The 24,062-nt window shown below is 75.8% G+C and carries 14 protein-coding genes; 8 read left to right on the forward strand and 6 right to left on the reverse strand.

The window, feature by feature from the left end; translation table 11 throughout:
• Positions 1-1,808: amidase (locus tag ACWD4P_RS16675; RefSeq protein ID WP_449780063.1), on the reverse strand; the 1,808-nt coding region annotated here is incomplete at its 3' end.
• 217 nt (positions 1,809-2,025) lie between these two features.
• On the opposite strand from ACWD4P_RS16675, the gene ACWD4P_RS16680 reads away from it, so the two are divergent.
• Positions 2,026-3,027 carry a LacI family DNA-binding transcriptional regulator gene (locus tag ACWD4P_RS16680; RefSeq protein WP_449780064.1) on the forward strand — a complete coding sequence of 334 codons (1,002 nt, stop codon included), beginning with the start codon at positions 2,026-2,028 and terminating at the stop codon, positions 3,025-3,027.
• A gap of 240 nt (positions 3,028-3,267) precedes the next feature.
• Here ACWD4P_RS16680 and ACWD4P_RS16685 read toward each other — a convergent pair whose 3' ends face one another.
• The 4 genes from ACWD4P_RS16685 to ACWD4P_RS16700 all read right to left on the reverse strand — a co-directional run bounded on the left by ACWD4P_RS16685 (position 3,268) and on the right by ACWD4P_RS16700 (position 6,204).
• A complete protein-coding gene (locus ACWD4P_RS16685) occupies positions 3,268-4,128 on the reverse strand; it encodes an N-acetylglucosamine kinase (protein ID WP_449780065.1) in 861 nt (286 codons plus the stop codon).
• A complete protein-coding gene (locus ACWD4P_RS16690; RefSeq protein ID WP_449780066.1) occupies positions 4,125-5,054 on the reverse strand; it encodes an N-acetylmuramic acid 6-phosphate etherase in 930 nt (309 codons plus the stop codon). The genes ACWD4P_RS16685 and ACWD4P_RS16690 overlap by 4 nt, the downstream gene beginning before the upstream one ends.
• Positions 5,038-5,262: a hypothetical protein gene (locus tag ACWD4P_RS16695; RefSeq protein ID WP_449780067.1), complete on the reverse strand. Its 225-nt coding sequence runs from the start codon at positions 5,260-5,262 to the stop codon at positions 5,038-5,040. Before ACWD4P_RS16695 ends, ACWD4P_RS16690 begins: the two co-directional genes overlap by 17 nt.
• A 66-nt stretch (positions 5,263-5,328) precedes the next feature.
• On the reverse strand, positions 5,329-6,204 hold the full coding sequence (locus ACWD4P_RS16700) for a MurR/RpiR family transcriptional regulator (protein WP_449780068.1): 876 nt from the start codon (positions 6,202-6,204) through the stop codon (positions 5,329-5,331).
• Positions 6,205-6,428: 224 nt separating this feature from the next.
• On the opposite strand from ACWD4P_RS16700, the gene ACWD4P_RS16705 reads away from it, so the two are divergent.
• Genes ACWD4P_RS16705 through ACWD4P_RS16715 form a run of 3 tightly spaced genes read left to right on the forward strand, consistent with a single transcriptional unit; the run spans position 6,429 to position 9,022 of the window.
• Entirely contained in the window at positions 6,429-7,466 is a 1,038-nt protein-coding gene (locus tag ACWD4P_RS16705; RefSeq protein ID WP_449780069.1) for an ABC transporter substrate-binding protein, read from the forward strand.
• A 3-nt stretch (positions 7,467-7,469) separates the two neighbouring features.
• Complete coding sequence (locus tag ACWD4P_RS16710) at positions 7,470-8,294, forward strand: ABC transporter permease (protein ID WP_359828234.1); 825 nt, start codon at positions 7,470-7,472, stop codon at positions 8,292-8,294.
• On the forward strand, positions 8,273-9,022 hold the full coding sequence (locus tag ACWD4P_RS16715; RefSeq protein ID WP_359828232.1) for an ABC transporter ATP-binding protein: 750 nt from the start codon (positions 8,273-8,275) through the stop codon (positions 9,020-9,022). The genes ACWD4P_RS16710 and ACWD4P_RS16715 overlap by 22 nt, the downstream gene beginning before the upstream one ends.
• Before the next feature lie 521 nt (positions 9,023-9,543).
• On the opposite strand, the gene ACWD4P_RS16720 is transcribed toward ACWD4P_RS16715, so the two are convergent.
• A complete protein-coding gene (locus ACWD4P_RS16720; RefSeq protein WP_449780070.1) occupies positions 9,544-10,026 on the reverse strand; it encodes a hypothetical protein in 483 nt (160 codons plus the stop codon).
• Positions 10,027-10,434: 408 nt separating this feature from the next.
• On the opposite strand from ACWD4P_RS16720, the gene ACWD4P_RS16725 reads away from it, so the two are divergent.
• The 4 genes from ACWD4P_RS16725 to ACWD4P_RS16740 all read left to right on the forward strand — a co-directional run bounded on the left by ACWD4P_RS16725 (position 10,435) and on the right by ACWD4P_RS16740 (position 24,044).
• On the forward strand, positions 10,435-11,415 hold the full coding sequence (locus ACWD4P_RS16725) for a GlxA family transcriptional regulator (RefSeq protein WP_449780071.1): 981 nt from the start codon (positions 10,435-10,437) through the stop codon (positions 11,413-11,415).
• A 142-nt stretch (positions 11,416-11,557) separates the two neighbouring features.
• On the forward strand, positions 11,558-12,967 hold the full coding sequence (locus ACWD4P_RS16730) for a DJ-1/PfpI family protein (RefSeq protein ID WP_449780072.1): 1,410 nt from the start codon (positions 11,558-11,560) through the stop codon (positions 12,965-12,967).
• Between the two features lie 221 nt (positions 12,968-13,188).
• Positions 13,189-18,426 (forward strand): amino acid adenylation domain-containing protein, encoded by a 5,238-nt coding sequence (locus ACWD4P_RS16735; RefSeq protein ID WP_449780073.1) that lies wholly within the window; start codon positions 13,189-13,191, stop codon positions 18,424-18,426.
• A complete protein-coding gene (locus tag ACWD4P_RS16740; protein WP_449780074.1) occupies positions 18,423-24,044 on the forward strand; it encodes a non-ribosomal peptide synthetase/MFS transporter in 5,622 nt (1,873 codons plus the stop codon). Before ACWD4P_RS16735 ends, ACWD4P_RS16740 begins: the two co-directional genes overlap by 4 nt.
• Positions 24,045-24,062: the final 18 nt, after the last annotated feature.

Below are 24,062 nucleotides of genomic sequence, written 5' to 3' on the forward strand. Positions count from 1 at the left end.
GCGGGCACCACGGTCTTCACGCCGGCGTGCGCGAACAGGCTGTACGGGTGGTCGGAGTGCTGTCCGGCCCAGCCGTCCCGGGAGCCCGAGCCGGGGCGCGGCGGCTCCGTCCGGCGGCTGCCGGTCGTCTCGAAGGCGGCGGCGAGGGCCAGCAGGGCGTTGTCGTCGTAGGCACGGCCCGCGAAGGTCAGGCCGACCGGCATGCCGATGTCCGCCATGGTGCCCATGGGGACGGTGACCGTCGGGATGCCGAGGTGGCGGGGGACCAGGTTGCCGTTGGCGACCCAGACGCCGTTGCGCCAGCCGAGGTCGGCGGACGCCTCGGAGACGTCCATGTCGGCGGGCGCCACGTCGGCGACGGCGGGGAACACCACCGCGTCCAGGCCCAGGCCGTCCATCCACAGCTCCAGGTCGACCCGGCGGGTCTCCTCCAGCCCGCGCAGCCCCTGCTCCAGGTGCGGCATGTCGGTGAAGGACGCGTACGGGCGCTCCCGCACGAAGCGCGGGTAGTCGCCGATCGAGTCCTCGAAGTTGTCGTAGCGGTCCGGGAGTTCACCCTCGTGCTTGGGGAAGATGCGGTCGCCGTCGACCTCGGCCAGGGTGGCCAGCGCCGGGTCGCCGTTGGCGCGCAGGAAGTCGTCCCAGGCCCAGGCGGAGAGGTCCTCGATCTCCACGGTGAGGTAGTCGCGGCCGACCAGGCCGCGGGTGAACAGCGAGGGCGCGCCGGGGCGGTCGGACTCGTAGTTGGTCACGACCGGGAAGTCGACCTCGACGACCTCGGCGCCGGCCGCCTCCAGGTCGCGGCGGGCGGCGTCCCACAGGTCGATCACCGAGGGGCGGGTGTGGATCGGCCGGCCGGTCTGGCCGCCGATGCCGCCCTCGGGGTTGGTGCCGGCGTCGGGGTCGGCGTTGATGTACATCCGGGGGACGCCGACGCGCTTGCCGGCCAGCGCGGCGCGCGCCGCCGCCGGGTCGGCGGGTGCGAGCGCCGGGTACGAGGCGGGCCGCACCTGCGAGGCGGCGGGCAGCTCCACCCAGGGCTGGGCGCGCCAGAGGTCGCCGCGGGTCTCCGGGTCGTCGCCGACCACGACGTCGAGCAGTTCGAGCAGGTCGGCCATGGTGCGGGTGTGCGGGACGACGACGTCCATGGTCGGGACGAGCGGCCAGTTGCCGCGCACCGAGATGACGCCGCGGCTGGGCGTGTAGGCGCACAGCGCGTTGTTGGAGGCGGGCGCCCGGCCCGAGGACCAGGTCTCCTCGCCGAGGCCGAAGGCGCCGAACGAGGCGGCCGTCGCGGTGCCGGAGCCGTTGGAGGAGCCGGAGCCGTAGGCGCTGGTGAGCCAGTCGGCGCTGTACGGGCTCTCGGCGCGGCCGTACACGCCGCGCTGCATGCCGCCGTTGGCCATCGGCGGCATGTTGGTGAGGCCGATGAGGACGGCCCCGCCGGCGCGCAGCCGCTCGATGGCGAAGGCGTCGCGCTGGGCGACGAGGTGCTCGAAGGCCGGCGAGCCGGCCGCGGCGGTCAGGCCCTTGGCGAGGTAGCTGTCCTTGGCGGTGTACGGGATGCCGTCCAGCGGGCCGAGGGTCTCGCCGCGCGCGCGGCGGGCGTCGGAGGCCTCGGCCTCGGCGCGGGCGTCCGGGTTCATCACGACCATCGCGTTGAGCGCGGTGGCGGTGCCCGGCCGGTCGTACGCCTCGATCCGCGCGAGGTAGGCGTCGAGCAGGCCGACCGCGGTGGCCTCGCCCTTCTCCAGCGCCGCGCGCAGCTCGGCGATACCGGTCTCCACAACATCGAATCCGCGCGTCATGCGGGTCTCTCCTGGATGGGTCGGGTCGGGGTGTGCGAACCGCCGGTCGGACGGTTCGCGGTCGGCGTGCGTCCGGCGTACGGCCGGACGCAGCGGTCCGCAGCTGCTGCTGGAACGTTCCAGCATCATCGCACCTTACGTACTGCTGGAACGTTCCAGCAAGGCGGTGGGAGCCGGAATGAAGATCGGAGCGGTGCTGGGTCTAGACTTCCGGGCTGTGACCAGCCGCTCCGTGACCCTGATCGACGTGGCCCGGGCGGCCGGGGTGTCCAAGAGCACCGCCTCCAACGCGCTGGGCGGCTCCGGCCGCGTCGCCGAGGCCACCCGGGAACGGATCCGGGAGGTGGCCCGGGAGCTCGGCTACCGGCCGAACAGCGCGGCGCGCAGCCTGCGCCGATCCAGCACGGGCGCGATCGGACTGCACCTGCCGCGTACGGCGACCCGCCTGGACTACTACATGAACCTGGCGTTCGGCGCCGTCGAACGGGCCCGGGAGGACGGCCTGGACCTCGTCCTCCTCGCCCCCGGCACGGCAGCCGGCGGCGGGCTCGCCTCCCGGGTCGACGGCCTGCTGGTGATCGACCCCGAGCTGGACGACCGGGCCGTGCCGGAGCTGCTGAACGCCGGCGTGCCGGTCGTCACCGGAGAGCGCCACCTCGGCGGGGGAGCCGCGCCGAGCGGCGCGGTGGTGTGCGACAACGCGGCCTCGCTGCTCGCCCTGCTGGACCACCTCGCCGAGCGCGGCGCCCGCCGCCCGGCGCTGCTGGTGCCCGGCCCGGCCTCGGACTGGGCGGCGGCGCTGCGGGACGCCGCGCGGACCTGGAGCCGCCGGGAGGGCGCCGAGGTGGTCGTGCGGCCGGTGCCGTTCGCGGCGACCCCGGCCGAGGTCGAGGCGATCACCACGGACCTGCTCGCCGGCGTCCCCGGCCTGGACGCGGTGATCAGCGCCCCCGACGGGGCGGTGGTCGGGGTGCTCGCGGCCGCGGCGCGGGCCGGCCTGCGCCCGGGGACCGACCTGCTGGTGGCGGCGTGCGTCGACGGCGCCGCCGCGCGCGGATCCAGCCCGCAGGTGACGGCGGTCGACCTGCGGCCCGCGGACTACGGCCGGGCCTGCGCGGCCCTGCTCGGCGACCTGCTGGCCGGGACGGTCGAGCCCGGCACCGTCCGTCGCCACGACTGGGCGCTCAACGTCCGGGCGTCCACGGCCGGGCGGGCCTGACACCGGGTCGCGCGTTCCTGGGAGACCGGGCCTGATACCGGGTCGGGTGTCCCTGGGCGGCTGGGCCCGGTACCGGGTCGCGCGGCCCTCGGTGGCCGGGCCCGATACCGGGTCGCGCGTTCCTGCGGGCGGCGGGTCCGCCCCGCCGTCAACGGCCTGAGCCCGTTCAGCCCCTCGGGCCCCTCCCACACCTGCCCCGAACACCCCGGCGCCGACGACGACCGCCCGGCGGAAGCGGGTTCAGACGGCGGCGGCGAGGCGGGCGGCGGCCGTGGCGGCGTCGGTGCGCGGGAGGAGCGGGGCGAGGTCGGCGAGGAGGTGGCGCAGGCGGGTGCGGACCGGGCCGGGGGAGGTGGCGACGGAACCGCCGAGGACGAGGGGTTCGCCCGGGCGGGCCGTGGCGCGGGCGAGGGCGGCGAGGTGGTCGGCGGCGGCTTCGGTGATCGCGAGGGCGGCCGGGTCGCCCGTCGCCGCGAGGCGGCAGACCGGTTCGGCGAGCGCGGCCAGTCGGCGCGGCGGCCCGGCGTAGGCCCAGCGCACCAGCTCGTCGGGGGTGGCGGCGCGGCAGTGGGCGCGGACGGTGAGGCCGAGCGGGCCGTCGGGCGCCGCGTGGGCGCGGCGGACGGCCTCCCGGCCGATCCACAGTCCGCTGCCCTCGTCGCCGAGCAGCCAGCCGAGCCCGCCGTCGGTCGTCACGGCCCGCAGGCCGGCGATCCGTACGCAGACCGCGCCGGTGCCGGCGATCAGGACGGTGCCGTCCCGTGCGTCCGTTCCGCAGGCGAGTGCGGGGACGGCGTCCGGGACGAGCAGCACCGGCCCGTCGAGGCCCAGCGCCTGCCGCAGCCGGGTGGCGAAGGCGTCGGGGTCGGCCAGCGCCCGGTAGCCGGCCAGGCCGATCAGGGCGGCGGAGACCAGTCCGGGCGGCCGTCCGTCCAGGGCGGCCGAGACGGTGGCGGCCAGCCCGTCGAGGGCCTCGTCGGGGCCCGTTCCGGCGGGGTTGGCGCCGGGGCCCTCGGCACGGCCGACGGGCGCGCCCGCGGCGTCGAGCAGGACGGCCCGGGTGCGGCTGCCGCCGGCGTCGATGCCCAGGTGGAGCGTCACCGGGGCTCACCGGCCAGGGCGCGGACGGCGGCGAACGGGTGCCCGCCGTGGTCGGCGAGCGCGGCGCGGGCGCGTTCCGGCGCCGCGCCGGTGCTGAGCGAGACCAGGGCGGTGGCGGTCTCGCCGGCACACCTGTCCAGACAGTCGGCGGCCTGCTCCGGCGTCACCCGGCAGGCCGTCACCAGGGTGCGCACCGCGCGGGCGCGTAGCTTCCCGTTGCGGGCGGAGGCGGCGACCATCAGGTTGGACCAGGTGCGGCCGGTGCGGACCATCAGCGCGGTGGAGAAGGCGTTGAGCGCGAGCTTCTGGGCCGTACCGGCCTTCATCCGGGTGGAGCCGGTGACCACCTCCGGCCCCGTGGCGAGCACCACGTGCAGGTCCGCGTGGGCGGCGGCCGGCGCGGCCGGGTCGCCGGACAGCAGCGCGGTGGCGGCTCCGGCGGCCCGGGCCCGGGCGAGCGCGCCGAGGACGTACGGGGTGCGGCCGCCGGCGGTGACGCCGATGACCAGGTCGCCCGCGACCGGCGGGTCGTCCTCGGCGTCGTCCGGGGCGGTGTCCTCGGCGTGCTCGGCGGCGCGGCCGGCGGCCTGCGGGCCGCCCGCGAGGTGGGCGACGACGGTCTCCGGGCCGACGCCGTACGTCGGGCCGAGCTCCAGCGCGTCACCGAGGGCGATCCGGCCGCCCGCGCCCGCGCCGTAGTAGTGCACCCGGCGGCCGCGCGCGAGGGCCTCGACGCCGGCCTCGACCAGCCGTGCCAGCTGGGGCAGCGCGGCCCGCACCGCTCCGGCCACGGTCGCGTCCTGGTCGTTGATCAGCCGGAGCAGCGCCGGGGTGTCGAGGGTGTCGAGCTCCGTGCTGAGCGGGTGGCGCGCCTCGGTGGGGGGCAGCTGTCCGGCGCCGGGGGCCGGGTCAGTCGGCGTACGCATCGAGGCTCCAGGGCGCGTGGGTGGAGGCGGTGCCCCGGGCGGGCGGGGCGGGGCGCGGGTGGCGGCCGCTGCTGCCGTGCGGGCCCGTGGGGTACTCGACGCCGCCGGTGCCGGTGCCGGTGCCGGTGGTGGCGATGGCGGTGGCGGCGGCCGGTAGGAGCGGCAGGAGGCGGCGCGGTGAGGTGGGTCGGGGTGGTGCGGTGGGCACGGTCGGGCTCCGGTCCGGGTCGGAAGGATCGGCGGGGGTCTGGAAAGGGGCCGGGAAAGGGGCGGCTCAGCGGGGCCGGCGCAGGCTGTGGCGGCGGACGGCGTCGTGGGCGCGCTCCAGACCGTCCAGGATGCGGGCGTGGTCGTGCTGGGCGAGGGTGACGTAGAGGGCGTCCACCACGGTGAGTTGGGCCGTCCGGGAGGCGGTGCCGCCGCTGCGGAAGGCGGTCTCCCGGGCGGCGGTGAGCAGGACCAGGTCGGCGGCGGCCGCCGCGGGGGAGCGGGGGCCGCTGGTGACGGCGGCGGTGCCGGCCCGCGCGGTGCGGGCCTCCTCCAGGACCTCGACCACCTCCCTGGCCCGGCCGGAGTGGCTGAAGCCGATGGCGAGGTCGCCGGGTTCGAGGAGCGCGGCGATCATCAGGGCGGCGTGCACGTCGCTGGCGAACACCGCGCCGTAGCCGAGTCGTTGGAGCTTCTGGGTGGCGTCCAGCGCGGCCAGCGCGCTGGAGCCGACGCCGACCACCAGGATCCGGCGGGCCCAGCGGACGTGGTCGCCGAGCGCGGCGAGCACGTCGAGGTCGAGGCCGGCGGCGGTCTCCTCGGCGGCCCGGGCGTTGGCCCAGCCGACCTTGCGGACCAGCTGGGCAGGGGTGTCCTCGGGGCCGAGGTCGCTGGAGAGGTCGAGGTCGGCACGGTCGTCGGCGCGCAGGCGCTCGGCCTCGGCGGCGAGGGCGAGCCGGAGCTGGGCGTAGCCGCGCAGTCCGAGGCTGCGGCAGAACCGGTGCACGGTGGTCTCCGAGGTGCCGGCGGCGCGGGCGAGTTCGGAGATGGTCCGTTCGGCGGCGCGTCCGGGGTCGACGGTCACCAGGTCGGCGATGCCGCGTTCGGCGGGCGGCAGCTGGTCGCGGCGGTGGCGGATGCGGGTGAGCAGGTCATCGGGCACGGCAGTGACCCTAGCCATCGGCGCGGTGTTGGTAAATAACTTTCAGGCATGCTGCCGCCTTTCCAGGTCATGCGGTACCAGTGCGCAACACGGCGCAATGTTGCGGCAATTCAGAAGCCACGGTGGAAAGATATTTACGGAAATTCGTTGACAGTGCCCGGGCGTCGTGGTGACCATGAGGCCACCCCAATCCCCTGTTCACCCCCTCGTCCGGGAGCTCCGCCATGCCCACGTTCCGTCCGCTCGTCCCCGCTGTCAGCGCAGCCGTGCTCGCCGCGGCGGTGCTGGTCGGCTGCTCCTCCGGCACGGGCGGCAAGGCTTCGGCCGGGCCGGCGGTCGCGCCGCTGGCCACCTCCGTGCCCGGCGGTGTCACGCTGCGGATCGCCGACCAGAACGACCTGCTCAGGACCACGCTGCAGGCGTCCGGACAGGACCAGGACCTGCCGTTCCGGATCAATTGGTCCTCCTTCCAGGGCGGCCCGGCCGTACTGGAGGCCTTCCGGGCCGGTGCCGCGGACGTCGGGTTCGTCGCGGACGCCCCGGTCGTCTTCGCCCAGGCGCACGGTCAGGACGCCCGGGTGGTCGGCGTCGTGCAGAACAGCCCGGACGCCGTCCACCTGTGGACCTCTCCCGGCAGCACGGCGAAGACCGTCGCCGACCTCAAGGGCAAGAAGATCGCCTACGCCGAGGGCACCACCTTCCAGCCCGCCGTGCTGACCGCGCTGAAGAACGCCGGCCTCAAGCCCGCCGACGTCACCCTGGTCAAGCTCAACCCGCCGGAGATCCCGGCCGCGCTCGCCGCCGGCCAGGTCGACGCGGGCACCCTCACCGAGCCGCTGGTCAGCAAGTACGCCAACGCCTACCAGGACAAGGGCGCCCACGAGGTGGACGGCGACAAGGGCCTGACCAGCGGGCTGCAGCTGCTCATCGCGCCCGGCGCCGCCGTCACCGACCCGGCCAGGAGCGCGGCCCTCGCCGACCTGGCGGCCCGCTTCACCCGGGCCGAACTGTGGATCACCGCGCACAAGGACGCCTGGGTGCAGTCCTACTACGTGAACTCGCAGAAGCTGCCCGCCTCCGTCGGCGAGGCCGTGGTCGCCAACAACGGCACCGCGACCATCCCCGACTACACCACCGCGGCGGCCCGGCTGCAGCAGATCACCGACGTGCTGGCCGCGGCCGGGGTGATCGACGAGCTGGACATCGCCACCGCCTTCGACCGCCGCTTCGACGCCGTCCAGTCCGCCGCGGCGAAGGGCTGACCCATGGCCACCACCACCCGCCTCCCCACCCTCCGCCGCCGCCCGCGCACCGCCCGCCCGGCGGGCCCCCGAGGCCGCAGGATCCCCTTCGCCCGCGCGCTCGGCCCGCTGGTCCTGCTAGGCCTCTGGCAGCTCGCCTCCGCCACCGGGGTGCTGGACCCGCAGACCCTCGCACCGCCCGGCGACGTCGGCGGGCGCGCCTGGGACCTGCTGACCAGCGGCCAACTGGGCCACCACCTGTGGGTCTCGCTGCAACGCGCCGCCCTCGGGCTGGCCTTCGGCACCGCCGCCGCCGTGGCGCTCGCCCTGCTGGCCGGGCTCTCCCGGCTGGGCGAGGCCCTCATCGACGGCACCGCGCAGCTCTTCCGGGCGCTGCCGATCCTCGCCCTGGTGCCGCTGGCGATCCTCTGGTTCGGCATCGGCGAGGAGGTCAAGATCATCCTGGTGGCGCTCGGCACCTTCTTCCCGGTCTACCTCAACACCCACGCCGCGCTCACCGGGCTCGACGTCCGCTGGGTCGAGCTCGCCCGCACCCTCGGCCTCGACCGGCTCCGGTTCCTGCGCCGGATCGTGCTGCCCGGCGCGGCCCCCGGATTCTTCACGGGCCTGCGCATGGCCGTCACCGTCTCCTGGCTGGTCCTCGTGGTCAGCGAACAGATCAACGCCGACAGCGGCATCGGCTACCTGATGGAACAGGCCCGCACCTTCGGCGAGACCGACGTCATCGTCGTCGGCCTGGTCGTCTACGGGCTGCTGGGACTGACCTCCGACACCCTGGTCCGACTCCTGGAGAGGAAGGTGCTGCAGTGGCGCACGACCCTGGGCTGACACCCGCCGAGGACGGCGTGCGACTGCACGCCCTGAGCCGCTCGTTCGACGGCCGAACCGTCCTGGACGGGATCGAACTCGACATCGCCAGAGGCGAGTTCACGGCCCTGCTGGGCCACAGCGGCTCCGGCAAGTCCACCCTGCTGCGCGCGGTCGCCGGCCTGGACGACACGGTGGCGGGAGAGGGCCTGATCGAGGTGCCCGAGCCCAGCTCGGTGGTCTTCCAGGACGCCCGGCTGCTGCCCTGGAGCCGGGTCCTCGACAACGTCGCCCTCGCACTGCCCGGCCCGCGCGCCGCCGCCCGCGAACGCGGGCGCGCGGCACTGGCGGAGGTGGGCCTGGCCGACAAGGAGAACGCGTGGCCCGCCACCCTGTCCGGCGGCGAGGCCGCCCGGGTCGCCCTCGCCCGGGCGCTCGTGCGCGAGCCCCGGCTCTTGCTGCTCGACGAGCCGTTCGGCGCCCTCGACGCGCTCACCCGCATGCGCATGCACGGCCTCCTGCGCGACCTGTGCGCCCGCCACCGTCCCGCCGTCCTGCTGGTCACCCACGACGTGGACGAGGCCCTGCTCCTCGCCGACCGCCTCCTCGTCCTCACCGACGGCCGCTTCTCCCTCGACCTGCGCCCGACCGTCCCCGCCGGCCCCGACCGCCGCCGCCACCCCTCCTTCGCCGGCCTGCGGGACCGCCTCCTGCTGGCCCTCGGCGTCCCGGAGGACGCCCGCGCCTGACCGCCCCCAGCGGTGCGCCGGCCCGGCGGGGCCCGGGGAGCGGCGTCCCGGCGGGTGCTTGGGCCGGGGACGTCACGGTCGGGCGGCCCTGACGTCCCCGGCGGCCCGGTGCCGTCGTTGTCGGGGTGACGTCGTCGGGGACGAAGTGGACGGTGTCACCGTCCGGTTCGAAGCCCTTGATCTGGTAGCGGCCCTTGATGAGCGTCGTGGCGATGGGTTGGTCAACTGCCAGTACGGCACCGGCCCCTGGGCGTTGTTCAGGGTCCGGTCGCAGAACGACGGTACGTACGCGTTCGAGTCGGCGGCCTTCCCTCAAGTCTTCCTGCGCATGGATACCGGACGCGACGGCGGACCCGGCGCGGTCGGCGCCGCCGGCCGAGCGGCCGGGCCGGGAGGGTGGCGCCCTCCCGGCCATGAGTGGTGAGGGTGCCCCGCCGTCTGGTGACGGCGGGGCACCGGGCGTTGTCCGCCGGGATCTCCGGGTGCCGCCGCCCTGCGGGAGGCGGCACCCGGGGGCGGCGTCAGTAGATGAGGATGTCCCAGTGGCTGCCCTCGTTGCAGTACAGGTTGCCCGACGCGGCCTTCCACTGCGGGTAGCCGTCGCCCCGGAGGCCGATGTACGTGAAGCTGTTCTGGACGTAGCCGTCGATGCAGGAGTTGCGGGCGATGTCGACCTTGTAGCCGTTGTAGTGGCTGTAGGTGCCCGACGCGTGGCCGACCTCGGTGCCGCCCGTGATGTTGATGGCACAGCCGCTGGCGCGCTTGAGGGTGATGATGGCGCTCACCGTGCCCGAGTTGATCTGGTCGAACGACGTGCAGGTGGAGTTGGACCTGGTGGTGCAGCCCCCGCTGGAGCTCCACGTGATGCCGGCGCCGCTGAACTGGGTGGCGGCCGCCGACTGGGACAGCTTGGTGCCGCTGGCACCGGCCGTGGGCGCCGAGACGGCGAGGCCGGCGATGGTCAGGGCGACGACGGTGGCTGCGGTGCGTGGCTTCATCTGCATCTCCCGGTGAGGATGGTGTGCCTCCGACTCGGTTCCCGTCCTCCTGCCGTGCCTCGGCGGGAGGACGGGAAGCCCGCTGCCGGTCTGACGGAACCACCGCCCGCGGTTCCCGGGGAACGGGGAACGAGGGGGATGGGCGTCGAGCGCCGGCGTCGGACCAGGATGGCCCACGGGTGTCTATGCGAGTAGACCCGGGTCTGTGAATTTCCCGTGACGGGGGAGTGGTCCTCGGGGCGTCCCGCGGCCCCCGTCCGCCGTCCGTAGTCCCCCATCTCCCGTCCGTCGGCCCCCGCCGGCCGGCTCCGAGCCCCTCCGGCGGACGGCCCGGTGCTCCCGGTGCCGGATCCGTCCGCTTTCCGTCCCCGGGGGACCTCGTGCGGGCGGTGCGCGTCGGCCTACCGTGACGGGGTGAGCGAGGAGACAAGCGGGTGCGCCGGGCGGGTACTGGTGCTGGTGCTGCCCGAGGTGAATCTGCTGGACCTCGGTGGTCCCGTGCAGGTGTTCGATGCCGCGGCCCACCTCGGCGGCGGCTACCGGCTGGAGTACGTCGCCGAGGCGGACCACCTGCGGTCCGCCCAGGGCCTGCGGCTGGCCGGTCTGGCGCCGCTGCCGACGGTCCGGCCGGCGTCCGGGGACCTGGTGCTCGTGCCGGGGCCCCGGCTGACCGGATCCGACCGGCTGGTGGCGCCCGCCGTGGTGCGCTGGGTGCGCGAGGCCTACGAGGCGGGCGCCCGGGTGGCGTCGGTGTGCAGCGGTGCCGCCGTCCTGGGGGAAGCGGGGCTGCTGGACGGCAGGGCGTGCACCACGCACTGGTCGCTCACCGCGGCGATGCGGCACCGGTATCCGCGCGCCCGGGTGCGCGAGGCCGCGCTCTACGTGCACGACGGGCGGATCAGCACCAGCGCGGGCATCTCCTCGGGGATCGATCTCGCGCTGTCGCTGGTCGAGCGGGACCGCGGCCCGGAACTGGCCGCGCGCGTCGCGCGTGAACTGGTGCTGTACCTGCGGCGGGACGGAGACGCGGCGCAGATCAGTCCGTTCCTGCGGCACCGCGACCACGTCCAGCCCGCGGTGCACCGGGTGCAGGACCACCTGGCCCAGCACCTGGACACCGCCTTCACCCTGCGTGAACTCGCCGGTGTCGCCGGACTGTCACCGCGCGGTCTGACGCGGGCCTTCACCGCCGCCACCGGCATCACCCCGTTCGGCTACCAGCGGCAACTGCGGCTGGAGCGGGCCCGAACCCTGCTGTCCGGCACCGACTTGACGGTGGAGGCGGTCGCGGTCCGCTGCGGCTTCCGCGACGCGCGACAGCTGCGCCGGGTGGTCGGCGACGCCTTCGGAACCCCTCCCTCGCGGCTGCGCGCACCGCTGCGGCCGACCGCCTGACGAACCCGGCCCGCACGCGTGCGGTCCGTTCCCCCGGCCTTCCCCGGCCCCGGGCCGTTTTCCGCTTTTCCGTTTCCATGAGGGCCGATCGGCACCATGCTGCCGATCAGTGCCCGGATTGTCGAGGTATGTCTTGTCCACGGTGAGTTCCGACGTACGCAAGGGCCGCCGGGCCCTGCGCCGTGCCGGCTGGGTCCTGTCGGGCACGGCGCTGTCGGTGGTGTGCTTCGCGGGGATCGCCTTCGCGGGGGTGAGCGCGTCGATGGCCGACAGCTTCGCCCCGGCTCCCCGCGGATCCGGTACCCGGGCGTGGCCGCCGGCCCCGCCGGTGCCGGACGGCCGGATCACGGTGGCGGTCGCGGTCGGCAACGCGGGCTCGGTGGCCACCGACGTACTCGCGCCCTACCAGGTGTTCGCCGAGTCACCGGAGATGTTCGTCTACACGGTGGCCGCCGAACGCCGTGTCTCCCCGCTGTCCGGCGGCGCCCATCTGCTGCCCGACCACACGCTGGCCGAGGTGGCGGACGGCACCCTGCCGGAACCCGACGTGGTGGTCGTGCCCGCGGTGACCGACCCCTCGGGAGCGGGAGAGGACGGGCTGCGCCGGTGGATCGTCGAACGCCACCGCAAGGGTGCCCGGATCCTCGGGGTGTGCGCGGGCTCCGAGCTGCTGGCCGCCTCCGGTCTGCTCGACGGCCGCGACGCCACGTCGTTCTGGTCCAACATCGGATCTCTGGAGCGCAGTTACCCGAAGGTCGACTGGAAGCGCGGGCAGCGTTACGTGGAGGACGGGCGGGTGACGACCACCGCGGGCGTCACCTCCGGCACCGTGGGCGCCCTGCGGGTGGTCGGGGAGCTGGTCGGCGAGGCGGAAGCGGACCGGATCGGCACCGGCTTGTCCTACCCGGGCTGGACTCCGGACGGCCCGACCGCGATACCGGCCAACCACCTCGCCCTCGGGGACCTGCCGTACGCCCTCAACGCCGCGTTCCCGTGGCTGCGCCCCACCACGGCCATCGGCCTGGTCGACGGGGTCGAGGAGATCGACGCGGCCGCGGCGGTCGAAGGGTACGGCGGAGTCTCCTTCGCCGACCGGACGGTGGTGGTCGGCTCCGGTGACACCGTCACCACCCGCCACGGCCTGGTCCTCGTCACCCGGCCGGCGACGGGGGACGCCCACGGCGCGGACCGCTTGGTGGTGCCCGGCGTCGAGGACGCCTCCGGCGTCGGCGCCGCGCTGGGCGACTGGGCCCGCCGCAACGGGCTGACCGTCGAACTGCCCGGCGGGGGACGGCGGTCCGGGGAGTTCGGCTTCGATCCGGTCCTGCGGGACCTCGCCGAGCACAGCGACCGCCGTACCGCGCTGGCCACCGCGAAGTTCTCCGAGTACCCCTCGGCCCATCTGGCGCTGGCCGGAGCGTCCTGGCCCTGGCGGCCCACCCTGCTGGCCGCGGCGGCGGTCGTCCTGAGCGCGATGGCGGGACTGGCGCCGACGGCGGTGCGACGGGCGGTGCGACGGTGGCGGCGCCCGCGGCTTCCGGCGGCGGCGTAGCGGGTCCGGGGCGGGGATCCGCACACAAGTCGATCACAACCCTGGACCCGGCCGGGGGCGGCCAGTACGGTGGGCGCGCCGCTGGAAGCCCGCCCCGGGCGCCTTCGCGCCGACCTTCCCGGGCCGCCTGGCCGTGCGGCGGCGGCATGGGCTGACTGCTGCTCAACAATGCTCTCGCGCACAAGACTTGACATGCATGAATCCGGTGCGGTGACACGTTCATGGGGGGTACGACAGTGACGTCGGCGAGCAGGTCCGGGACCGGCAGGGTGCACCGGGCCTTCGAGGAACAGGCGAGACGGACGCCGGACGACACCGCCGTGGTGGCGGGGCCGGTCCGGACCACGTACGCGGAACTCGACCGCCGGGCCGCCGCCGTGGCCCGCGAGCTGCGCCGCCGGGGGGCCGGGCGCGGTTCGCTGGTGGGCGTCTGCCTGGACCGCGACGAGTGGCTGGTCCCGGCGCTGCTGGGGGTCTGGAAGGCCGGTGCGGCCTACGTGCCGCTGGACCCGGCCTACCCGGCGGACCGCCTGGAGTTCATCGCCGCGGACGCCGGGATCTCCCACCTGGTCTCCTCGGCTGCCGCCCTCGGGCTCCGGGGCGAGGCCCTCCGGGCCACCGGCGCCGACCCGCTGCTCGTCGAGACGGTGGGCCCGGACGACGCCGGAGATGCGGACGACGCCGCCGATGCGGACGCCGCCGGCGCCGGTGCGGGCGCAGAAGACACCGCCCCCGACACGGCCGGCGAGCCGATGGACGACCCCGCGTACGTGATGTACACCTCGGGCTCGACCGGCCGGCCCAAGGGCGTGGTGGTCGAGCACCGCAACGTGGCGGCCCTGCTGCGGTGGGAGGCGTCCGTGTACTCGGCCGGCGAACTCCGCGGCATGCTGGCCGCGACCTCGGTCTGCTTCGACCCGTCGGTGACCCAACTGTTCCTCCCGCTGCTCCGCGGCGGGACGGTGATCCTGGCCGAGAACCTGCTCGCGCTGCCCGCCCTCCCGGCACGGGACGAGGTCACGATGGTCTACGGGACGCCGTCGGCACTGGCCGCGCTCGTGGGCGAGCCGCTGCCACCGGGCGTGCGCACCGTCCGCGCGGGCGGCGAACCGCTCACCCGGGCCTTGGCCGACCGGATCTACGCCAACCCGTCCGTACGACGGATCGTCCAGAGCTACGGCCCGACCGAGTGCACCGTCAGCTGCGTGACCCACGAGGTGCCCAGGGCCGGCCGGGAGGAGCCGCCGATCGGGTCGCCCTACGCGGAGAGCGGCCTCTCGATCCGGGACGGTGCCGGGAACCCGCTGGGCGACGGCGAGGTCGGGGAGCTGTGGGTGTCCGGCCCGCTGGTCAGCCGCGGCTACCTGGCCAGGCCGGAGCTGACGGCCGAACGGTTCGTCACGGACGCCGCCGGAGTCCGGCACTACCGGACCGGCGACCTGGTGCGGCGGGTGGCCGGGCTCCACCGCTTCGCCGGGCGGATCGACGACCAGGTGAAGGTCCGCGGCTTCCGGATCGAGCTGGGCGAGGTCGAGGCGACGCTCGCGGGGCATCCGGCCGTCCGGCACGCCGTGGTGCTCGCGCCGGCCGACGGGGACGGCACCCGGCGCCTGGTGGCCTGCGCGGAGTCGGCCGACCGGACGCTCACCGAGGCGCGGCTCCGTTCCTGGCTGCGGGACAGACTGCCGGACCACGCGGTGCCCTCCCGGATCGCCGTCCTCGAACGCCTGCCCGTCGGACCGACCGGCAAGGCCGACCGTGCCGCGCTGGCCGCGGTGGAGTTCGGCCGCGCGGTCGACACCGAGTACGCCGCCCCGCGCACCGGCACCGAGCAGCGGATCGCGGAGGTCGTCGGCGAGGTGCTCGGCCTGGCGGAGGTCGGCGTCCACGACGACTTCGGCGCGCTCGGCGGCCACTCCCTGGCGGCCGCCCGCGTCTGCGCCGTCCTGGGCCGCGAGTTCGGGACGGCCGTCCCGCTGGCGGGCTTCCTCGCCGCGCCGACCGTCGCCGGGCTCGCCTCGCTGCTGCTTGCCGGGGCGGCCGGCGGCGCGGGCACCGTGCCGGAGCCCGCGCTGGTGCGTCACACCGGGCGGACCGGCTATCCGCTGACGTCCGCGCAGCAGGGGATGTGGCTGCTGCGGCAGGTCGGCTCCGGTGAGCGGGCCACCACCATCGCCTTCCGGCTGGGCCTGCGCGGACGGCCGGGTGCCGCGCGGCTGCGGGCCGCGTTGGACGCGGTGGTCGAGCGGCACGAGGTGTTGCGCAGCGTCGTGACGACCGGTGTGGTGGCGGGCGCGGTGGTGGACACTGCCGGGGTGGACGCCTCCGGCCGGGGAGCCGACGAGGAGCCGGTCGCGCTGGTCCGCCCGCCGGCCCCGGTCCCGTTCGAGGAGCACGACCTCAGGGGAGTGCCCGAGGCGCAGCGGGCGAGCCGGGCGGCCGACCTCGCCCGCGCGGCCGCCGGCCACGCGTTCGACCTCGCCACCGAGACACCGCTGCTCAGGGCCACCCTGCTCCGGCTCGACGAGGACCGCGCCGAACTGGTCGTCGTGACCGACCACGTGGCGTTCGACGGCTGGTCGATCGGGGTCCTGATGGCGGAGCTGGCCGACCGGCTGGGCGGCGCGGCGGACCACCGGCCGGGCGACGGGCCGGACGGCACGCCGCCGCCCGTCCAGGTCGGCGACGTCGCGCTGCACGAGCGCGCGCTGGCCGCCCGGCCCGCCCGGGCGGAGGAGCTGCGGGCCTTCTGGGCCCGGGAGCTGGCGGACGCCCGACCGCCGTACGAGGTCTTCTCGGCCGAGCCCGAGGGCCCCGGCCGACTGGTCGGCGAGCGGCTGACCCGCCCCCTCGACGCCGGGACGGCGGCGATGCTGCGCGAGCTCGCGGCCGACTGCGGATCCACTCCGTTCTCGACGTTCCTGACCGCGCTCGGCGTGCTGGTCGCCGGCCTCACCGGCCGGTCCGACGTCCTCCTGGGCGCGGCCGTGGCGCACCGGGCCCACCCCGAGCTGGAGACGGTCGTCGGGCCGCTCGTCGGCATCCTGCCGATCAGGCTGAGGCTGGGGGAGGGGCAGTCCTTCCGGGACGCGGTCGGCCGCGCCGCCGCCACGACCGCCCGCGCCATGGACCACCCGGGGTTCACCGTGCGGGACGCCTTCGAGGCGGCCGGCGTCGAACACCCCCGGGGAACGATGGGCACCCCGGTCGTGCTCTCGCTCCAGCCGCCCGGCCTCCCGGTGGCGGTGGAGCGCGACGGCGTCCGTCTGGAACTGCTCGGCGAGGTGAGCAGCGGCGGGACGCAGGCGGCGCTGACCGTGTTCGTCAACGAGACGGTGCGGGGGCCCGAGCTCCAGATCGCGTACGACGTGGACCGGTTCGGCGCGGCCGACGCCGAGGCGTTCGCCGACCGGCTGCTCCGAGTCCTGCGCGCCGCGGCGGCCGATCCTGGCCTTCCGCTGTCGGCCCTGGAGGTGGTGAGCGGCGCCGAGAGGGCGGCGCTGCTCGCCGCCGGCACCGGAGCCCCGTTGCCGGCCGACGGACCGCGGACCGTGGTGGCGGCCGTCCTCGACCAGGCCGCCCGGCGGCCGAACGCGGTGGCCACCTGCGACTCGGCCGGCGAACTCGGCTACGCGGAACTGGCCGAACGGTCCCGGCGCGTGGCCGCGGCCCTGCTCGCGACGAGAGCGTCCGAGCCCGCGGCGGGCCCGGCGGACGCGTTCACCGTGGGGGTCTGCCTTCCCCGCGACCGGTACCTGCCCGCGGCCCTGCTCGGCGTCCTGCGGGCCGGCGCGGCCTACGTTCCGCTGGAACCGGACCAGCCCGCCGAACGGCTGCGCGGCCGGCTCGCCGACTCCGGGGCGGCCGTCCTCCTCGCCGCCGGAGAGACCCTCGCCCTGGCCCGCGACCTGGGCGACGCGGTCGGCGTCGGCGTCCTCGACCTGGGCGATCCGGCCGACCCCGGCCCCTCCCGGCTGCCCGAGGTGGCACCCGAGGCACTGGCCTACGTGCTGTACACCTCCGGTTCGACCGGCCTGCCCAAGGGCGTCGAGGTCACCCACGCGAACCTGGCGGCCTTCGTGGCCGCGATGCGGATCAGGCCGGGCATCCGGCCCGACGACGTGATGCTCGGTCTCACGTCACCGGCCTTCGATGTGTTCGGGTTCGAACTCTGGGTCGGCCTCGCCTGCGGACTCCGGCTGGCGATGGCGGACCGCGAGGCCGCGGTGGACGGCCACGCCGTCGCACGGTTCATCGAGCGGGCAGGAGTGACGCTGATGACCGCCACGCCGACCACGCTCCGGATGCTGGTCGCCGCCGAGTGGTCGGGACCAGGCGTGCGCGTCGTCAGCATCGGCGAGCCGATGGACCCCGGGCTGGCACGCGAACTCCTGGCACGGACGGGCGAGGCCTGGAACGCCTACGGGCCCACCGAGAGCACGGTCTACTCGACGATGGCGCGGGTGGAGAGCCCCGTCGGGGAGTCGGTGCCGATCGGCGGCCCGCTGGCCGGGGAGACGGCCTACGTCCTGGACGCTATGGGGCGGCTGGTGCCGCCGGGCGTCACCGGAGAGCTGTGGATCGGCGGTGCGGGCGTCGCCCGGGGCTACCGGAACCGGCCCGACGCGACGGCGGCGGCGTTCACCGCGGACCCGTTCGTCCCGGGCGGAAGGCGCTACCGCACCGGAGACCTGGCCCGCTGGCGGCCGTGGGGGGCCCTCGGACCGGGGGCCGGGGGAGGCACCCTCGACTTCCTGGGCCGCCGCGACCAGCAGGTGAAGCTGCGCGGCCACCGGATCGAACTCGGCGAGATCGAGACCGTCCTGCGCGCGGAGCCGGCGGTCCTGGACGCGGCCGTCGTGGTCCTCGGTGACGGAGCCGACGCCCACCTGGTCGGCTATCTCGCGGTGGGCCCGTCGGCGGCGGCCGCGGACGCCCTCGGCACGGCCGCGGTGGAGGAGCGCCTGCGCGCCCGTGTCCCGGACCACATGGTGCCCCGGCGGTGGGTCGTCCTCGACGCCCTGCCCCTGACAGGCTCGGGCAAGGTGAACCGGGGCGCCCTCCCGGCGCCCGGCCGCGCGTCCGCCCCGGACCGGATCGCCCCGCGCACCGATGCCGAGCTGCTGGTCGCCGAGGTGTGGGAGGCCGTGCTCGGAGTCACCGAAGTCGGCGTCCACGACGACTTCTTCGTGCTCGGCGGGCATTCGCTGGCGGCCACCCGGGTCGCGGGCCGGCTGATGGCGGCGCTGGACCTCGCGCTGCCGGTGCGCCTGCTGTTCGAGCACCCGGTCCTGGCCGACTTCGCCGCCGCGCTGGAGGCCGTGCTGCTGGCCGACCTCGCCGAATCCGACCTCGCCGAATCCGGCGTTCCCGAACCCGACACCCCCGAATCCGGCGTCCCCGTCGAACTCGCCGTCGCTTCCGCCGACACCGCCTCTACCGTCGGCGGTGCGGCATGACGGAGGTGTCCGCCGAGCGGCGGGACCCCCGGCTCAACGACGCGCTGCGCGCCCGGCTCGCCTCGGCCCGCCGCACCGCGGCCCGCGGCACCCCCGCGATACCCGCCCGACCGGACGGGGACGCCCCGGCGCCGCTGTCGGCCGCCCAGGCACGGCTGTGGTTCCTCACCCAACTGGACCCGGAGAGCACCGCGTACCACATCCCGGTCGCGCTCCACCTGCACGGACCGCTCGACCCCGGCGCGCTGCTGGGGGCGGTGCGGGACCTCGCCGAGCGGCACCAGGTCCTGCGGAGCCTGATCGTCGAGACCGGCGGCGAGCCGACGGCCGTGACGGGCCCGGCAGACGCGGTGCCGCTGGTCGAGGTCGACCTGACCGGGCCCGGCGGGCGGGAGTCGCTGGACCGCCGCCTGACCGAGGACCTGCGAAGACCGTTCGACCTGACGGCGGAACCGCCCCTGCGGGCGACGCTGCTCCGGCTCGGCACCGAGGAGCACGTCCTGGCCCTGACCGTCCACCACATCGCCTTCGACGCCTGGTCGAGGACGGTGGCGGTGGCGGAACTCGCGGCACTCTACGCGGCGCGGCTCGGGTCGGCCGGGCCGCCCGGACCGCCACCGGTCCAGTACGCGGACTACGCGCACTGGCTCTCCCGGCGGCCGGAGGACGGGGAGCGCGCGGAGGCCGACCTGGCCTGGTGGGTCCGGACGCTGTCCGGCCTGGAACCGGTCCTGGACCTGCCCACCGACCTGCCCCGCCCGGTGATCGCGGACCGGACGGGCGCGGAGGTGCCGGTGACCCTTCCGCCCGCCCTGACCGCCAAGGTGCGCGGGCGGGCCGCCGAGACGGGCTGCACCCCGTTCATGGTGCTGCTCGCGGTCTGGCAGGAGCTGCTGGCCCGGCTGTCGGGCGTCGACGACGTACCGGTCGGCGTGCCCGAGGCGGGACGACGGCACCCCGGCACCGAGCAGACGATCGGCTTCTTCATCAACACGCTGACCATGCGGACCGACCTGTCGGGCGCGCCGACCGGCAGGCAACTGCTGACCCGGGTGCGCGACGTGGCGCTGGAGGCCTTCGCCCGCACCGAGGTCCCGTTCGAGCGGATCGTGGACCGGCTGCGCCCGGCCCGCGACCTCTCCACCACGCCGGTCTTCCAGGTCCTCCTCAACGTGATCGACACCCCGGCGGCGGCGCCGCGCTTCCCGGGCCTGACGGCGAGGGTCTTCGCACCACCGGCGACGACGGCCAAGTTCGACCTGAACCTCGCGTTCTCGGCCACCTCCGCGGGCGGCACCGGCGGCACCGGCGACACCTACGAGGGGTCGCTGATCTACCGCACCGACCTCTTCGAGCGGCACACCGCGCAGCGGATCACCCAGTGGTACGCGGCCCTGCTGGACGGCGTGCTGTCCGACCTCGACCGCCCCGTGCGCGAGGTGGCCGTGGAGCCGGTGGACGGACCGCTGCTGTCCGGGCCGCGCCGGCGGTTCGACCTGGAGCGGCCGCTGCACGCCCTGGTCGAGCGCTGGGCGGCCGAACGGCCCGACGCGACGGCGGTCGTCGGCCCCGACGGCGAACTCACCTACGGACAGCTGGACCGGCGGGCGAACCGGCTCGCGCACCGGCTGCTCGCGGCCGGGGCCGGAGCACAGGAACCGGTCGCCGTCCTGGCCGACCGCCGGACACCGCTCGTGGTCGCCCTGCTCGCCACCCTCAAGGCGGGCGCGGTCTACCTGCCGCTCGACCCCGCGTACCCGGACGACCGGCTGGCCGACATCCTGGCGACGGCGGGCGCGCGGGTCGTCCTCGCGGAACGGGAGTTCGCGGCGCGGGAATTCGTAGCGCGGGAGTTCGTAGCGCGGGAGTCGACTGCGGACCTTCCGGTGGAGCTGGTGCTCCTCGACGACCCGTCCGCCCCCGCCGCGCCGTCGGAACAGCCCGACGGAGCGCCGGACGTGGCCGTCGACCCGGCCGCGCCGGCCTACCTGATCTTCACCTCGGGCTCGACCGGCCGCCCCAAGGGCGTCACGGTCGAACACCGGCACATCGTGCACTACCTGCACGCGGTGACCGAGCGACTGGCCGGCCGCGGCGTCGAGGGCGGCTCGTTCGCCCTGGTGTCGACCCACGCGGCGGACCTCGGCATGACCAACCTGTTCGGGGCGCTGGCCACCGGCGGCACGGTGCACCTGGTGGACCGTGAGGTGGCGACCGACCCGGAGGCGTACGGGGAGTACCTGGAGGCGCACCCGGTCGACGCGGTCAAGATGGTGCCGAGCCACCTGGAACTGCTCGCCGCCTACGGGGACCTCGGCCGGGTGCTGCCCCGCAGGCTGCTCGTCCTCGCCGGAGAGGCGTGCTCCTGGGACCTGGTGGCCAGGATCCGGACCGCACGGCCCGACCTGGCCGTGCAGGTGCACTACGGCCCCACCGAGACCACGGTGTCCGTGCTCGGCTGCGCCGTGGAGGAGACCCCGCCGGCCCGGCGTTCGGGGACGGTCCCGATCGGCCGTCCGCTGGCCGGCGTGGACTGCTACGTGGTCGACCCCGACGGCCGGCCGCTGCCCGCCGGGGTGCCCGGCGAACTGTGGATCGGCGGGCCGAGCGTGGCACGCGGCTACTTCGGCCGCCCCGACCTGACCGACGAGCGCTTCGTCCCCGATCCGGTGACCGGCACCACGCGGTGCTACCGCTCCGGGGACCGGGTCCGGCTGACCGGAACCGGCCTGTTCGAGTTCCTCGGCCGGATCGACGACCAGGTCAAGATCCGCGGTTTCCGCGTGGAACCGGGCGAGGTGGCCACCGCGCTGCGCGAACTGCCCGAGATCGCCGAGGCCGTGGTCCTGCCGGTCGGCGAGAACCACGCCAGGCGGCTCGTCGCCTGGGTGACCCCGGCGGCGTCGGTGTCCGGGGCGGGGTCGGCGACGGCGTCCGGGGTGGACGTCGCCCGTGTGCGCACGGCGTTGCGCGGGCGGCTGCCCGACTACATGGTGCCCTCGGCGATCGTCGTCCTCCCCGCGCTGCCGCTCACCCCCAACGGAAAGGTGGACCGGGCGGCCCTGCCCGCACCCGAGCCGACGGCGCGTACCGAGCGCACCGCCCCGAGCACACCGACCGAACTGCGCGTCGCCCAGGCCTGGGCCCAGGTCCTCGACCCGGGCGCCGCCGACGGCATCGGCGTCGACGACGACTTCTTCGCCCTCGGCGGGGACTCCTTCCGGGCGGTGCGCGCCGTCCGGGCGATCGACCCGGCGCTCCGGGTGATCGACCTGTTCACCCGGCCGACCGTACGCGAGCTGGCCGCGTTCCTCGACGCGGCGGAGACGGACGAACCCGACGGCGAGCGCCGCCTGCTGCACCGGCTGGCGGGCCCCCCGCCCGGCCGGCTCCCGACCGTCACCGTGGTCTGCGTCCCCTACGGCGGCGGGTCGGCGGCCTCCTACCGCCCGCTCGCCACCGAACTGGCCGCGGCGATGCCCGGCGCCGCCGTACTGGCGGTGGAACTGCCGGGACACGATCCGGCCCGGCCGGACGAGCCGCTGCTCCCGCTGAGCGCGCTGATCGACCGGGTCGTCGCCGAACTGGCCGGGGCGGCCGGCCCGGTGGCGGGCCCGGGCGGCCGGGTCGGCCCGGTGGCGGTGTACGGCCACTGCGTCGGCTCGGCCGCGGCCACCGAACTGGCGCTGCGCCTGGAGGCCGAGGGCGTTCCGGTGACGGGCCTGCTGATCGGCGGGAGCTTCCCCGGCGCGCGGCTGCCGGGGCGTCTGTCGACCTGGCTGCGCCGCAGGTTCCCGGCCACCCGCTGGACCTCGGACCGGGCCTACCGGGACTTCCTGCGCACCCTCGGCGGCATGGACGACGACGGCGACGGGGAGGCGGCCGGAGCGGCTCAAGCGTCCGAAGCGGCGCAGCGGACCATGCTGCGCGCCCTGCGGCACGACGTGGACCAGGCCCAGGGCTGGTTCACCGGTGAACTGACCAGGCCGGACGCCCGCAGGCTGCGGGCCCCGGTGCTCTGCGTGATCGGCGAACGCGACCGGTCCACGGAGCTCTACGAGGAGCGGTTCACGGAGTGGGGAGCCTTCGCCGAACGGGTCGAGCTGGCCACCCTCCCCAGGGCGGGCCACTACTTCCTCAAGCACCAGGCCGCGCGGCTCGCCGCGCTGATCGGCGAGCGGCTCGGCGCCTGGGCCGACGGCCTGCTGCCCGAGCCGCTCGGTGAGGTCACGGTCGTCGGCCGGCGGGCGCGGCGCGACCTCAGGGACTTCTACGTCGTCGCCGCGGGCCAGACGGTCTCCCTGATCGGCAGTGCGCTGACCTCCTTCGCCCTCGGCGTCTGGGCCTACCAGCGCAGCGGACGGGTCGTCGACTACGCGCTGATCAGCATGCTCGCCATGCTCCCGGCGATCGTCGCGGCGCCGCTGGGCGGCGCGGTGGCGGACCGGATCGACCGTCGTCGGACCATGCTCGCCTGCGACGCCGTCTCCGCGACCGCCACGGTGTCCCTGGTGGCCGCGCTGTGGAGCGGAAGCCTGGCGCTCTGGCAGGTCGGCCTGATCGTGGGCGTCATGTCGCTGGTGACCGCTTTCCGACGGCCGGCCTACCTGGCCGCCGTCGCCCAGCTCGTCCCCAAGCCGTACCTGGTGCAGGCCAACGGGCTGGCCAACCTGGGCGCCGGCCTGGGGACGCTGATCGCCCCGCTGGCCGGCGGCGCGCTGATCGGGCTGGTCGGCCTGCCCTGGGTGGTGGCCGTGGACGTCGCGTCGTTCCTGGTGGGCCTGGCCGCCCTGCTCTCGGTGCGCTTCCCCGACCGGCTCTTCCGCCGGCAGCGGGAGTCCTTCGCCCGGACCGTCGTCGGCGGCTGGCGGTTCCTGATCCGGCGGCGTCCGCTGCTCGTCATGATCGTGTTCTTCATGGTGGAGAACTACCTGGGCACCCTCGCGGTGACGCTGGTGGTCCCGAGCCTGCTCTCCTTCAGCGGCACCACGGCGGTGGGCGTGGTCACCGCGGTCGGTGGCGCGGGGGCCGTGGCGGGCAGCCTGATCGTGGCGCTCTGGGGCGGCACCGCGCGGCGGGCGACCGGCATGGTGGGCTTCGTGAGCGGCGTCGGCCTGGGCGCCGTCCTGGTCGGCCTGCGCCCGTCGGTGCCGCTGGCGGCCGTGGGCGCGCTCGTCTGGTGGGCGTCCATGAGCGTCCTCAACGCGCACTGGCTGGCCATCATCCAGCTCAAGGTCGGCCCCGAACTCCAGGGCCGGGTGCTCGCCACCAACCAGATGCTCGCCGTCGCCATGACCCCGCTGGCCTTCCTCACCGCCCCGCCCCTCGCCGAGGGCTTCGCCGGACTGCTGAACCCGGGCGGGGCACTGGCCGGCACCGTCGGACGGGTGCTCGGCACCGGTCCCGGCCGCGGCACCGGCCTGCTCCTCGTCACCTGCGGGCTGCTGCTGATCGCCTGGGCCGTCCTGGGCCTGCGCTACCGCCCCCTGCGGTACATGGAGGACGGACTCCCGGACGCCGTCGCCGGCGCCGAGATCGCCGAGGACCTCGACTCCGTGCAGGCCGCCGCCGACCGCGCCCTCCCGGGCGCCCACGGCCGCCCGGTGCCGCCCGTCTGACAGGTGATCCGGTCGGCG

The organism is Kitasatospora sp. NPDC002543 (assembly GCF_053594915.1).